At 71.4% G+C, this 13,641-nt stretch carries 11 protein-coding genes and 2 riboswitches; all 11 genes read left to right on the forward strand.

The window, feature by feature from the left end; translation table 11 throughout:
• Window positions 1-128: 128 nt before the first annotated feature.
• A complete protein-coding gene (locus HUA75_RS15555; RefSeq protein ID WP_174486833.1) occupies window positions 129-1,235 on the forward strand; it encodes a hypothetical protein in 1,107 nt (368 codons plus the stop codon).
• A 44-nt stretch (window positions 1,236-1,279) separates the two neighbouring features.
• Entirely contained in the window at window positions 1,280-1,876 is a 597-nt protein-coding gene (locus HUA75_RS15560; protein WP_174454381.1) for an RNA polymerase sigma factor, read from the forward strand.
• Window positions 1,873-2,859 (forward strand): tol-pal system YbgF family protein, encoded by a 987-nt coding sequence (locus HUA75_RS15565; RefSeq protein ID WP_174486834.1) that lies wholly within the window; start codon window positions 1,873-1,875, stop codon window positions 2,857-2,859. Before HUA75_RS15560 ends, HUA75_RS15565 begins: the two co-directional genes overlap by 4 nt.
• Window positions 2,856-4,127, forward strand: a complete 1,272-nt coding sequence (locus HUA75_RS15570) for a hypothetical protein (RefSeq protein WP_174486835.1) — start codon at window positions 2,856-2,858, stop codon at window positions 4,125-4,127. Before HUA75_RS15565 ends, HUA75_RS15570 begins: the two co-directional genes overlap by 4 nt.
• Before the next feature lie 157 nt (window positions 4,128-4,284).
• Entirely contained in the window at window positions 4,285-4,809 is a 525-nt protein-coding gene (locus HUA75_RS15575) for an FHA domain-containing protein (RefSeq protein ID WP_141648015.1), read from the forward strand.
• A gap of 6 nt (window positions 4,810-4,815) precedes the next feature.
• Window positions 4,816-5,063: riboswitch (cobalamin riboswitch) on the forward strand.
• A 58-nt stretch (window positions 5,064-5,121) separates the two neighbouring features.
• The gene (locus tag HUA75_RS15580; protein ID WP_174486836.1) at window positions 5,122-7,137 is read left to right on the forward strand and encodes a TonB-dependent siderophore receptor; all 2,016 of its coding nucleotides are present in this window, start codon (window positions 5,122-5,124) and stop codon (window positions 7,135-7,137) included.
• The gene (locus tag HUA75_RS15585; RefSeq protein ID WP_174486837.1) at window positions 7,112-8,725 is read left to right on the forward strand and encodes an MXAN_6577-like cysteine-rich protein; all 1,614 of its coding nucleotides are present in this window, start codon (window positions 7,112-7,114) and stop codon (window positions 8,723-8,725) included. The genes HUA75_RS15580 and HUA75_RS15585 overlap by 26 nt, the downstream gene beginning before the upstream one ends.
• Window positions 8,726-8,745: 20 nt before the next feature.
• A riboswitch (cobalamin riboswitch) is annotated at window positions 8,746-8,960 on the forward strand.
• Window positions 8,961-9,107: 147 nt separating this feature from the next.
• On the forward strand, window positions 9,108-10,556 hold the full coding sequence (locus tag HUA75_RS15590) for a hypothetical protein (protein WP_254627576.1): 1,449 nt from the start codon (window positions 9,108-9,110) through the stop codon (window positions 10,554-10,556).
• Between the two features lie 8 nt (window positions 10,557-10,564).
• The gene (locus HUA75_RS15595) at window positions 10,565-11,287 is read left to right on the forward strand and encodes a cell surface protein (protein ID WP_174486838.1); all 723 of its coding nucleotides are present in this window, start codon (window positions 10,565-10,567) and stop codon (window positions 11,285-11,287) included.
• A complete protein-coding gene (locus tag HUA75_RS15600; protein WP_174454232.1) occupies window positions 11,284-11,775 on the forward strand; it encodes a ubiquinol-cytochrome c reductase iron-sulfur subunit in 492 nt (163 codons plus the stop codon). The genes HUA75_RS15595 and HUA75_RS15600 overlap by 4 nt, the downstream gene beginning before the upstream one ends.
• A 161-nt stretch (window positions 11,776-11,936) precedes the next feature.
• Window positions 11,937-13,619, forward strand: a complete 1,683-nt coding sequence (locus HUA75_RS15605; RefSeq protein WP_141649394.1) for an FHA domain-containing protein — start codon at window positions 11,937-11,939, stop codon at window positions 13,617-13,619.
• The last annotated feature ends 22 nt before the right edge of the window (window positions 13,620-13,641 follow it).

A 13,641-nucleotide genomic window follows, 5' to 3' on the forward strand; every position in this document is an offset into this window, starting at 1 on the left:
CCGTCCGCCGGAGGATTGCAGGCGCAGCGCGTCTTTTCCGGTGCGCCTGCCAGAGTGCGTCAGTGCGGTGAGGTGTGTTTGTCCCCGGGGCTTCCCGCGCGCACACACGAGACGCTAGCCTTCAAATCATGGCATCGGGCGTCGTGTTGATTCGGCTGGGGCTCGTCGCCGCCCTGTGCCTGGGCGGGGAGGCGCGCGCGGCGGACCGCGGCGGCTCGTGGCTCGCCGTGGCGCGTGTGGCCTCCGAGGAGGATGGCGCCCTGCTCGAACGCGTGCGCGGCCAGAGCAGCGACCTGCCCGTCGAGCTGCGCGCCATGCCGGGCCCGTCCATGGAAGGCTCGCCCCAGGCGCAGTGGCGCTCCGTCGTCGAGCTGGCGGATGTCCACCAGGCCCGCGCCGTCCTCTGGTTCCAGCGCTCGGGCTCCGAGCTGCGCGTCCACTTCGCCGAACCCGGCAGCCGTCACCTCTTCGTGCGCACCGCGCGGCTGGAAGGTCAGCCGGGCGCGCTCGAGTGGTCCGCGGGCGCCGAGGCCGTGGCGCTCGTCGTGCGCTCCGCCCTGCGCGCGGTGGAGGCCGGCACGCCCCTGGGGGAGGTCGTCGAGGTCGCCGCCCCGCTGTCCGCGCCCGCCACTCCCGAGCCCGAGCGTGAGCCCACGCCCATGCCGCCAGAGCTCTGGGCCATGCCGCCGGCTGCCCTGGACTCGGTGCCGCTGCGCTGGCAGGTGATGGTGGGCGGGATGGTGACGCTGGATGGGTATGAGCGGTCCGGCCATCGGGGCCTGCTGCTCGCCTCCGGCTGGGAGTTCCGCAGGGTGCGCCTTCGCCTTCAGGTCCTCGCGGGACTGGAGGCGAAGCTGCCGGATGGCCGCACGGACGTGAAGCTGGAGCAGTACGCCGGAGGGCTGTGGGTGGACACCCCGCTCCTCGAAGTGGGGAGCCTGCGCTGGGGCGTGGGCGCGGGAGTGGGCCTGCTCATCTTCGGTCGCAGCACGGAGTCGTATTTCCTGGGCATCGAAGCCGCCAAGCCGCGCTTCATCCCCGCGCTGCTGGCGGGGCCCGACACCTCCCTGCGCTGGCGCTTCTCCCAGTGGATGGGCGTGGAGGCCACCGTCGCCGCCGATGGCGTCCTGGGGCGGCCCCGGCTCGGTTACTCCGAGGACGGAAACTTCGTGCCACGCAACGAAGGCTGGGCGGTGCGGCCAAGGTTCGCCCTGGCGCTGGTGCTGCTGCCGTGAGTGGGGATGACCCGTTTTCGGCTCGACCTTCCTCCATGGGGTCGATGACGAGCACGGGACGGGAAGCCATCGGCAGAGCACGTCCTGGAGCGGACCCCCGCATCCAGGCGGCCATCCAGGGGCGCAGGGAGGCCGCCGAGTCCTTGTTGATGGAGCTGTTGCCTCGGGTGCGCAACCTCGTCCGCTATCTGGTGCACGGGGACGGGGAGGTGGAGGACATCGCCCAGGAGGCGCTCATCGCCTTGTTGCGGGGGCTCTCCACGTACCGGGGCGAGGGGCAGTTCCAGTCCTGGGTGGACCGGGTGGTGGCGCGCACGACGTTCGCATGGCTGAAGCGCGCCCGGGGCAACGAGGCGCGGCGCGTCGATGAGTCCGCGGAGTTGATGGCGGTGCCTTCCGAGGATGCGCCCCCGGATGAATACGTGCATCGCCGTCGCATGGTGATGTTGTTGGACCGTATCCCCGACGAGCAGCGACATGCGATGGTGTTGCATCATGTGCTCGGCATGAGTGTGCCGGAGGTGTCGGACGAGCTGGGAATTCCCTTCGAGACGATTCGGAGTCGTCTGCGGCTGGGGCGCGCGGCGCTCCGCGCACTGGCGACCGAGGACGGCGGCGTTCCGGATGGAGGCGCGGAATGAGTCGGCTCCTGGATGAAGAAGGGCTGCCTCCGGGGATGCTCGCGCCGCTGGACGAGGACCCGGGGCCTGCTCGTCGACTGTCTCGGCAGAAGTCCGCGGCGCTGGTGCAGGCCGCGGTGCTCGCCGCCCTGGACGCGCCTTCACCGCCTCTGCGTTCCCGTCGCCGGCACGAGTGGTTGATGGGAGGGGCGCTGCTCGTGGTGGGCGCGGCGGCTGTCGCGACATGGCACCTGTCCCGCCGGAGCGATTCGCTGGCGCCCGTCGAGACGCCTGTCGTGGCGGTGCCCGCCGTCGTCGAACCCGTGCGCCCCGAGCCGGTGGTTCCGGCGGTCGACTCGGAGCGGGCCGAGGTTGCCGGCGTCATGCGGACCGGAGCGGAGGCCGGCGGCGACGTGGAGCGGGCCGAGGTTGCCGGCGTTGGAGTCATGCGGACCGGCGCGGAGGTCGGCGTGGCACGGGCCGAACCCGACGTGGCTGGCGTTGGCATGAAGCAGACCGCGACCGGAGGGACGGAGGTCGGCGTGCCGCGGACCACTCCGGACGTCGCGGTCCCTTCGCCGTCCGCGAAGCCCCGTGGGACGGAGATGCTCCCCAGCGCGCCCGCTCCGGAGGACTTGTTGCGCCGGGCCAATGGTCACCGCGCCACGGGACAGTGGAAGGCCGCGGAGGCGCTCTATCTGCGCGTCATCCGGACCGACCCACAGGCCATGTCCGCGTATGTCGCGCGCGTGGCCTCGGGCTCGCTGCGGCTGGAGCACCTGGGTGATGCGCGAGGGGCGCTGCGTCAGTACCAGGAGGCCCAGCGGGGCTGGCCCGGGGGCGTGCTGGAAGAAGAAGCGAGCCACGGCGTCACGGAGGCCCTGCGGGCCCTGGGCGACAGGGACGGCGAGGCGCGGGCGCTGGAGTCCTTTCTCGCGCGCCACCCCGATTCGCCCCATGGAGTGGCGGCTCGGGCCCGACTGAGGGAGATTTCAGGTCGATGACTCGCGCCTTCGCATCGCGGTGGAAGCGTTCTCCGGGCAGGTTCGTCCTGCTGGGTTGGCTCGTGGTGGGGGCCGCGTGCACGGTGAGGGACCCGGTGGCCTTCATCAACACGCCGCACAGCGACGCGGGCCCGGTGGCCTCGTCGGACAGCGGGACGACGGGGGAGGGCGAGAACCCCTCTGATGACCCCGCGGCCTTCTGTGCCTCCACGGGCCCGCTGCTGCTGGTGGGTGACAGCGTCACGGGCGCCAAGGTGTGCAGCGGTCACCTCGCGGAGCGCGCCTTCCGTTACGCGCTGTGCTCGTGCGACAGGCTCGCGTTCAGCGCGACGCTCACCACGGATGCGTTCCGCGGCTCCATGGGCAAGTACGTGCCGGGAGGGCAGGGCGGCGCGGTGGCGACGAACGGCGGCGTCGCGGCGAACGACACGCTGAAGGTCGGCGGTGGGCTGAGCGCGGGCGGCGCGGATGGAATCTCCCTGGGGCGCGGCCTGTCTGTGGGCGGTGGCCTGTACAGCGGAGGTCCGCTCACGGGAAACGTGTCCGCCCAGGTGACGGGGGATGCGTGGGTGCGCGGTGACGTGGGGCTGGCGTCGCTGACGGTGGAGGGCAAGCTGGCCGTGCCCGCCGAGCGCATCATGTCCGGCACGGTGACGGCCTCGGAGGTGCTGCGAGAGCCGGTGGACTCGGTGGCTCCGTGCGCGTGTGATGACGCCTCGCGGGTGGACATTCGCGGCCTCATCAGCAGTCACGCCGACAACAACCACAACGAGGCCATCGGCCTGGATGCCTCGTCGCTGGAGGGCTTCAACGGGGAGCGCACGCTGGAGCTGCCGTGCGGACGCTTCTTCCTGACGCGCATCGAGGGACAGGGGCGGTTGAACCTCGTCGTGCGAGAGCGCACCGCGCTGTTCGTGCGGGACGACGTCGTCATTGGCGAGCGGCTCTCGGTGGAAGTGGTGCCACCCGGAGAGCTGGACCTGTTCATCGGCGGCGACGTGACGGTGGCCGGGCAGTTCCTCCTGGGCTCCATCGACGCGCCGGCTCGCGTCCGTGTCTATTCGGCGGGCACGGGGACGCTGGGCATCTCCGCGGGCAGCGTGCTCGCGGGGAACTTCTACGCGCCTGGCGCCACGATGACACTCAGTGGCAACGCGGAGGTGTACGGCTCCCTCTTCGTGCGCCACATCGAGTCCTCCGGCGCGTTGGCGCTGCACTACGACGCGGACGTGGCCACGCTGGGGAGCGCTTGCGGCCCCGAGAAGTGAGGCCCGGATTGTTTCACTGGGGCTGGCGATGGGGTCGCGTGTGCGACCCTCGAGGTTCCCCCCGCGAAGGCGTCCTCGTGGACGTGTGGGGGTGGACAGACGGAAGGGGCGTGCACAGGTTAGTGAGCGCACCTTCCTTCCGGCCTGGAGGACCCTCGTGCTCCACCGTTTGTCCGCGCTGATGGCTCAGCTCCGGGAGGACCGCGAGGCGCTGCTGCGCGATGTCGGGTGGCCCGTGCTGGTGTGGGACTCGATGCCGAGTCGCCCGCGCCCGGTGTCTCCGGTGGATGCGCCGACCTTGATGGGCCCATCGCCCTCGCGTGTCGTGGAGCCCGTCGTGTTCGAGCTGCGGCCGCGCCTTCGGGGAAGTGGTCCCGAGGTGACGGTGGGACGCAGCCCCGAGTGCGACATCGTCCTGCCCGAACCCACTGTGTCGCGTCAGCACGCGCGGTTTCGTCCGGAGCCGCACACGGAGGTGTGGAGCGTGACGGACCTGGAGAGCCACGGCGGCACGTATCAGGAAGGCGTGTTGATAGTGCCGGGGCGCTCCTCGCCGCTGTTCAGCCGCGCGTCGTTGCGACTGGGTGGCGCGGAGGTGGTGTTCCTCCAAGCGAGTGCTTTCGAGCAGTACGTGCGCTCGTGTGCCGCGCTGTCCCGGGTGCGCTTGACGCGACGGAGGTGACCCCCTAGAAGGGGTGCGCCCTTGGGTGCCCATGTCGGGCTTTCAAGAGGGAAGCCGGTGCGAATCCGGTGCGGTCCCGCCACTGTGATTGGGCAGCCCTGAGGACAGGGCCGGGGACTTCGGACAGTCGCCACTTCGGCAGCGGCCTTGAGGCGCTCCGGGGGAAGGCGGAAGCCCCCTTCCAGCCAGACGCGCCGTGCGCCTGAGGCCGGAGCCCATCAGCCAGGAGACCTGCCCAGGGGTGCGAACGTGTCGCGTGGCGACACGTGCGGACGGCCTTCTCTCTTCGATGGAGAGAGCGGAAGGCGGAGCATGCGGCGCACCTTCCTTGTCGGGCACCTGGTGTGCCTGGCGCTCAGCCTCCCTGTCGAAGTCCGCGCCCAGGTGCCGGACGATGCCGCCGCGGAGCCGGACAGCTCCCGTGCGCGCTCCACCGTGGTTCGCGGCAAGTCGCCGCCACCGCCGGACTCGCCCGAGCGCAGGGACCCGACGGGCGCCATCACCGTCATCGATGCCACCGCTCACGCGGGTGAAGCGCGCGACACGGCGGAGCTGCTCGTCGGCTCGGTGGGCCTCGCGGTGCAGGACTCGGGGGGCTATGGCCAGAGCAAGAGCCTCGTCGTCCGAGGCGCCGCGTCGAACGGCGTGCTGGTGTTCCTCGATGGAATCCCTCTCAACGGCGCGGGCGGCATGGCGGACCTGTCCCAGGTTCCCGCCGCGCTGGTGGAGCGCTTCGAGGTGCTGCGCGGTGGCGCGGGCGCCCGCTATGGCTCGGGAGGCCTGGGCGGTGCGGTGAACATCGTCACGCGCGCGCCCTCCTCGCACACGCGCGGCAGTGGTGAGGTCACCTACGGAAGCTGGAACACGGCGCTGGGACACGTCGCGGTGACGGGCCCGCTGCTCGACGGACATGGACTGGTGCTGCTCCATGCGGGGCGCTCGGATGGAGACTTCGCCTACGAACTCGACGAGCTGCCAGCGGTGGACGACAACCCCGTCACCGCCGAGGCCCGTGCCCGCAACGACGCGAAGGGCGGCGGCGTGCTGCTGCGCTACCGACGTCGACTGCCCGGAGGCTCGCGTCTGGATGTGCTCTCCGAGCTGGCCCTGGAGGACCGTGCCATTCCCGGCACGGTGCAGAATCCCCAGTCCGCCGGGCGACAGGACCTGGACCGGCTCTCGCTCGGGGTGCGCTGGTCGGGAGCGCTCGGTGGCACGGGCACGCAAGGCAGCGCGCGAGGCTTCTTTCGACGCGATGGCCTGGAGGTCACGGGCGGCCTCCTCGGCGCGGGAGGCCCGCAGCGCCACCTCGTCGGCGGTGTCGAACTGGAGGGGCGTACTCCGCTGGGCGGCGCTCACACGCTGACCACCACCGTGGCTTCCTCCGGCGAGCAGGTCACCGAGGCCCGGGGCGCGCAGTCCGCGGGCTGGTGGCGCGGAAGCGTCATGGTCATGGACGAGTGGGCCCTGTTCGGCGGCGTGCTGGAGGTGGTGCCTTCGTTGCGGCTGGAGCGCGTGGGGCCCTACTGGCTCTTCTCTCCGAAGCTCGGCGCGGCGGTGTCCCTTGGCGGTGGTTTCGGGCTGCGCGCCAACGCGGGCCAGTCCCACCGCGCGCCCTCGTTCCTGGAGCTGTACATCCGCCAGGGCACGCTCCTGCCCAACCCCGGCTTGAAGCCCGAGCGCGCCCTGTACGCGGACGCGGCCCTGGTCTGGGACTCCGAAGAGCGTGTCTCGGGTGCGCCCCGTTGGAGCGCGACGGCGGGCGGCTTCGCGGCGTTGTACGAGAACCTCATCGCCTACGAGCTGTATCCCCCGATGATGGCGCGGCCCTACAACTTCGACGCCGCCCGAGTGTGGGGCGTGGAGCTGGAGGGCGATGCCCGGCCCTTCTCCTGGCTGTCCGCCAGCGGCAGCTACACGTGGCTGCGCACGCAGAACCGCCTGGGCGACCCACGCTTCTACAATCAGGACCTGCCCTACCGCCCTCGCCACAAGTGGGTGGGCCGCGTGCGCGCCGGGCCCGACTGGCTCAACGCCCGCACGGAGGTGCTGTACCAGGCCTCGCAGCTCGTCAACCGCACCGGCACGCGCGGCCTGCCGTCACGCACCCTGTGGAGCGTGGGCGCCTCCAGCACCTTCCTGCACGCTCCGGACGTCACCCTGTCGGTCGAGGTGAAGAACCTCCTCGACTCGCGGGCCCAGGACTTCACCGGCTTCCCACTGCCAGGGCGCGCGGCCTACGCGACCCTCGCGGTGTCGCTCGAGCCGAACCCCCCGTCGCCTCCCTCCTCCGAGGACTCCCATGCCCCGCGCGCCCCGTCCCCTTGAGTCCACGCCGCTGGCGTTGCTGTCAGTCTCTCTCCTGGCCCTCGTGCTCACCGGCTGCCCGGATGAAGGCGTGGTGTGCACCGCCGGCCTCACGGTCTGCGAGGGCACCTGCGTGGACCTGCGCGGCGACACCGCCCACTGCGGCGCTTGTGGCAACACCTGCTCCACGGGCGAAGTCTGTCAGGACAGCGTCTGCGGCTGTCGCGCTGGCACCGAGTCCTGTGACGGCGCCTGTGTCGACACCGCGACGGACGTGGCCCACTGCGGTGCCTGCGGCACGGCCTGCGCCACAGGTCAGGTGTGCGAGGCGGGCGCGTGTCGCGAAGGTTGCTCGGAGGGGCTGCTGCGCTGCGGCGGCGCGTGCGTGGATGCGCGGACGGACGTGCTGAACTGCGGCGCGTGCGGCGTCGCGTGTCCGGACGTGCAGTCGTGTCACTCGGGACGGTGCGCATACGACGTGGTGACGGCGTGCTTCACGAACGGACAGCTCGTGGGCATCCAGGCGGGGACGGACCAGCTCGGGCCCCGGCGCGAGTTCGGCGCGGGTGTGCAGTCGCTCGCGTCATGGGACGGCTTCGTGCTCGCGGCGGACATGACGAACGGCAAGCTGCTCCAGGCGGCGGGAGGCAACCTGGGGACCCTCGTCGAGGAGGACTCGCTGGGCGTGGTGTCCGGCTCGCCCAACGACATCCTCGTGGACCCGCCCTACGTGTACGTCGTCGACTCGGTGAACAACACGCTCCAGGTGCTCAAGCGCGAGGGCCCGGCGCAGGGCAACGGTCTGGGCCTGCGCACGGTGGGCCAGGTGAACCTGGGCGCGAACACCAGTCCGCAGGCGCTCGCGCGCTTCGGCGATACGCTCTTCATTCCGCTGTTCGGCACCGCGAGCTCCGGCTTCCAGCACGGCAACGCCGTGGCGCGGGTGGACATCTCCAACCCCGAGCAGCCGCGCAAGGTGGACACGCTGTCGCTCACGGGACTGGACCTGAAGCCCTTTGGCGGAGGCCCGGTGATGCCGCTGCCGTACTCGGTGACGGCGACGCGCTCCGCCGTATACGTGGCGCTCACCAATCTGAATCCCGCCAATGACTACCGTCCCAACGGGCCGGGCATGCTCGCGCGAATCGACCCTTCCACCGGCGCGGTGAGCGCCATCGACCTGGGCGCGGAGCGCTGCCTCAACGCGGGCTACGTGGAAGCGGTGGGAGACCAACTGGTGGTCGCCTGTATCGGCGAGGCGCTCTATGACCCGGAGAATGGCTACATCGCGACGTCCGTGCGCTCCACGGGCCTGGTACTGGTAAAGGACGACACCGTCGTGGCCTCCTACGCGCTCAACCCTGGCTGTCAGCCGGGCGCGCCCGGGTGTGTGCTCTCCGTGGCCAGTCGCTTCGCGGTGGCGAAGGGCGCGGTGTACCTGGCGGATACCAACGCCGGCCGCGTCTTTGTGGTGGAGGTGGGGGATGGCCGCCTCACCGAGCGTCGTGGCTACTCCACGCCCGAGGCGAAGGGCCCCGCGCTGGAGGCGTGCCCGTTGGACCCGCGTCGCCCCGTGTCCAATGCCATCGACGTCACCGCGCTCCATTGACAATGCCGGTCACCCGCCATATCCCCGCCGGCGTCCTCGGTGCTGACGTGGAAACACGGCGGCTCTAGGGAACCCGGTGTGAATCCGGGACTGCCCCGCAGCGGTGTGCAGGAACGACCGCCGTCACGAAGCACTGGTCCCTCCATGGGGCTGGGAAGCGACGGCCACTAGGTGGGTGCCCCCGGGGCATCCGCGCCTGCGAGTCCGAAAACCTGCCAAGGACCCGTGCCCTTCGGGCACGGACATCACCGAGGCCTCCGAGGGGAGGCGGCGGAGGCGTCAGCCTTTCTTCCGTGCACGTGGGTGTGCCCGGGCCCGCCTTCGACCGCGTCCTCCTGGATGCCCACCCGCCCGTGGGGGCGGAGAGGGACTGAGGACGCAGATGAAGACCGCTGACTGGAAGCGCGTAGCTCCCTGGACGAAGTCTGTTTCGCTGGCAGTGACCACCTTCGCGGTGGCGCTGCTCGGCACGGGTTGCAACCCCGAGTGCGTGGACACATTCGACTGCCGCGCCGACAACGGCGAGCCCCCCGCGGGCCAGCAGTGGGTCTGCATCGACGAGAAGTGCGAGACGGAGCCGATTGGCCAGCCCCCGGTGCCTGACGCGGGCACGCCGGACGCGGGTCCCGTGGACTCGGGCACGCCGGATTCAGGTCCGGTGGACTCGGGCACGCCGGACGCCGGTCCCGTGGACTCGGGCACGCCGGATTCAGGCCCGGTGGACCCCACGCCGGACGCGGGCCCCGTGGACTCGGGCACGCCGGACGCCGGCCCCGTGGACCCCACGCCGGATGCGGGTACGCCGGACGCCGGCCCTGTCACCTGTGAGACGACGCCGCACGACGCGAAGCTGGGCACGCTCCAGCTCCAGGCGGGCTTCGTCGCCACCGAGACGGCCCCGCTGCCGGATGGCATCTCCGCCCTGGGCTCGTCGCCGGGTCCGACGTACTCGTTCTACGCGGTGCAGGGGGGCGGCAAGGACGCCGCGCTGTATTCGATGGGCACGTGGCCCGACCTCCAGCTGTCCCCCACCAAGCTCTATGACGTCGTCACCCCGGAGGACCGCGCTGGCAGCGTCGCGGTCTACGCGGGCGGCTACCTCATCAACGACGGGCAGCGCGTCTTCACCGGCTACACCACGGGTGCCTCCGGGTCTCCGGGCTCCCTCTCGCTCTACGACATCGCCACGCCGGCCTCGTCGTCCTTCCTCACCGCGCCGAAGAACTACTCCGCGGCGGCCTTCTCGAACGGGGACACGAGCGCGGTGCTCATCAACGGTGGCGGCCTGGGCACCCTGCCCACGGGGCTCGGCATCTACGGCGTGGTGACGTCCGCGAATCCCCTGGGCACGGTGCGCGTGGCCAACTTCCCGGCCGAAGGCGTGGTCGCCAGCGGCTTCACCGCCGTGGCGGACAACGGCGTCGCGGCGCTGGGCTTCTTCAACGGCGACTTCGTCAACGTCATCTACGGCGTGGCGCCGTCGGTCGTCGCCCAGGCCATCACCAGCGGGACGCCGCTGGAGCTGGGCAGCCAGTCGCCCATCGAGGTGGGCAGCGACTTCGACAGCGCGTCCTCCTTCGGCGCGGGTGTCGTCGTCAACCGCGGCGGGTATGACGAGAACTTCAGCTTCGTGAGCACGGATGTGTCCCGCTTCGCGCTGTCCACCAGCACGGGGAGCGACACTGTCACGGTGGGCGCGCGCGCCGCCGTGCTCGACTACGTGGACCAGTGCACCACCGTCACGATGCTGGAGCCGCTTGGCTCGGACGTGCTGGTGGGCGTCGCCGACAAGAACGGCCAGCGACTGGTCCGCCTCCAGGTGGCCCCGTGAGTCGCCGCGTGTCCTGGCCGCAACGGCGGGGAGCGGCGCTCGCGCTGCTCCTGAGCCTGTCGGCCTGCGGTGGTGAGGACCCGTCCTCGCCCTCGGAGGACGCGGGGCCGGGGGACCCGGGCTCGCCTGAAGACGCGAGTGTCGCCGTGCCCGCGGACCCGTACGCGGACGAGGTCGTCGAGTTCCTTCCGGGCCCCGGCGCGGGCTTCGGACAGGACCGCTTCCCGTCCATCGTCCTGGGCCCGCCGGTGGGCTCGGGGTTGGACAGCGGCTCGCTCGACGTCCTCTCGCTGGGCAAGTCGGGCTCCATCACCCTTCGCTTCACGGACCTCGCGGTGATGGACGGGCCGGGCGTGGACCTGCTCGTCTTCGAGAACGCCTTCCTCATCGCCGGAGGCCCTCGCGCCTTCACCGAGCGGGCGAAGGTGTCCGTGAGCGACGATGGCGTGCAGTGGTTCGAGTTCCCCTGCGCCCCCTCGGACGCGGCGAACAACTACCCGGGCTGCGCGGGCGTACGTCCCGTGACGGCCAACCCCGCCGCCGGCATCAGCGCCACGGACCCCGCTGTCGCGGGCGGAGACGGGTTCGACCTGGCCACCGTGGGCCTGAGCCGGGCGCGCTACGTGCGCATCCAGGACTCCGGCACCAGCGGCTCCGCCGGCACGTCCGCCGGGTTCGATTTGGACGGCGTCGCCGTGGTGAACGGCGTGTCGCTCACGGCCGCGCCATGACGAAGCTGGACCGCCGCGCCGCGCTCCTCACGCTGGCCCAGGGTGGCTGTGCCCTGGCCGCGCTGGGGGTGGGGTGCGGCGGGGAGTGGCGGGAGGCCATCGTCCTGGACCTCCCGCCCGACGGCGCCGCCTGTCCCGGGGCGCCGGTGCCGGGCACGGCCGAAGAGGGCTGGGTGGAAGTGCGGCTCGCGGACCACCCGGCGCTGCAGTCACCAGGAGGCCACGCCGAGGTGCGCGTGCCCGAAGCGCTCCTGGACGTGGTGCTCGTGCACACGCGGCCCGGCTGCTTCGTGGCGCTGTGGCGCATCTGCACGCACGGGGACTGCGCCGTGGACTGGCTCCCGGCCGAGGGCGTCATGGAGTGTCCCTGTCACGGCTCCCGCTTCGCGCTGGATGGCGCGGTGCTTCAAGGCCCCGCCCAAAGAGCGCTGACGGCCTTCACCGCGGTGCGCCACGGACAGTCCGTCTTCATCCACCGGCCGCGCTGAGGACTCGCCCTGGCGGGCACTTGCGAGTCGCCCGGAGCACTGTCAGTCTTGACGCGGCGCGAAGCACTTGCGCCGGCAGTCCGGGTCACTCCTGTCCCCCCTCTCGAAGCGGTGTCTCCTTCTCTCATGAGACGGGAGAGTCGTGTAATGTCGGGCATTCGATGTGGCAGATCATCATCAACGGGCCCGGCTACTTCGATACGTCCTACGATTTGCCCGAGGGCGTGACGAGCCTCGGCCGCGCGGACGAGAACGATATCGTCCTGGGTGGCGACCTCGTTTCGCGCCGTCACGCGCGCCTGTACGTCGAGGCGGACATCCTCCGCATCGAGGACCTGGGCAGCCGTAACGGCAGCCGCGTCAACGGCGCGCCCTTGCAGGGCTCACGACAGCTGTCCCCTGGGGACACCGTCGCGCTGGGCGAGAACACGCTCGCGGTCCGCCAGCCCAACACGGTGGAGAACGCGGCCACGGAGATGGTGGACCTGGGCGCGGGCGGCGTCGTGCGCTTCGGCCATGGGCAGGACGTGGGCCCCTCCGTGCTGCTGGCCAAGAGCGTGCGGGACGCGGACGTGCTGCGCCTGTTGGACAACGTGGGGCCCATGCCCTTCGAGGACTTCAGCAGCGCGTCCACGCCGATTGCGCCCGCCAGTCCCCGCGTCGGCCAGGAGACGCTGGTGCTGATGTTCCGCACCGCGGAGGCGCTCTCCACCGCCACCACGCTGTCCACCTTCCTGGACATGACGATGGACCGGCTGCTGGAGCGCACGGACGCCACGACGGCCGTCGTGCTGCTCAAGCACCCCACGGGCGCGCTGGTGCCGGCGGCGGTGCGTCACCGGGGCAAGCTGGCCAAGGGCGAGGTGCCCGTGTCCGACGCCATCGTCGACGAGGCGCTGAAGCAGGGCCGCGCGCTCGCCGTGGGTGACGTGCGCGACGACCGCCGCTTCGCCGCCCGCGAGAGCGTCATCCTCTACGGCGTGGACAGCGTGCTGTGCATCCCCATTGGCGCCGAGCCCCCGTACGCGGGCGTGCTCTACGTCAACACCTCCGCGAAGGGGGATGGGCTGGAGCCGATGCTGGATGCGTGCTCGGCGGTGGCGCACCTGGTGGCCACGGGCGTGCAGAAGTTCTCCCCGAAGGAGGGCGGCGCCACGCTGGAGCGGATGCGCCGGATGCTGGAGCGCTTCCACCCGCCGGATATCGCGGAGCGCCGCGCGTCGGAGGCCCTGCGTCAGGGGGGACGGCTGCCGGGGCTGGAGGAGCGCACCCTCACCGTGCTGCACGTGGAGCTGGTGGGCTTTGGCGCGCTGGCTCCGCGCATCGGCGCGGCCAAGGCCACCCAGTTGCTCAACGAATTCCACTCGCGGGCCACCGGCATCGTGTTCAGCTTCGAGGCCACGGTGGAGGGCTTCCAGGGCGACTCCATGCGGGCGCTGTTTGGCGTGCCCTACGTCAAGGGCGAGGACTCCGTGCGGGCCGTGCGCGCCGCCCTGTCCCTGCGCGCGGACTGGGAGCGGGCCATGAGCCGCCGTCCCCTGGACGAGCGCTGCGAGCTGCGGCTGGCCCTGCACACCACGCGCGCGCTGGTGGGGATGATCGGCAACGAGGTGCGCTCGGACTATACGGCGGTGGGCGAGGGCATGGCCGTGGCCGGATGGCTGGCCGCCACGGGCAACCCCGGCCAGGTGCTGATGACCGGCAAGATGCTGGCCTCCGTGGGGGCCCGCTTCGATGTGATGCCCCTGGGGGAGCGGATGGTGCGCGCCCCCCGGGAGAAGGTGGCCGTCTTCGAGGTGCTCGACGAGGATGTCGGCACGCTCACCAACCCGGGACTGCGGTGAAAACCCCTCGCGGCAGGTTGAC

This window comes from Myxococcus sp. CA040A, from assembly GCF_013336725.1.
Taxonomy (GTDB): domain Bacteria; phylum Myxococcota; class Myxococcia; order Myxococcales; family Myxococcaceae; genus Myxococcus; species Myxococcus llanfairpwllgwyngyllgogerychwyrndrobwllllantysiliogogogochensis.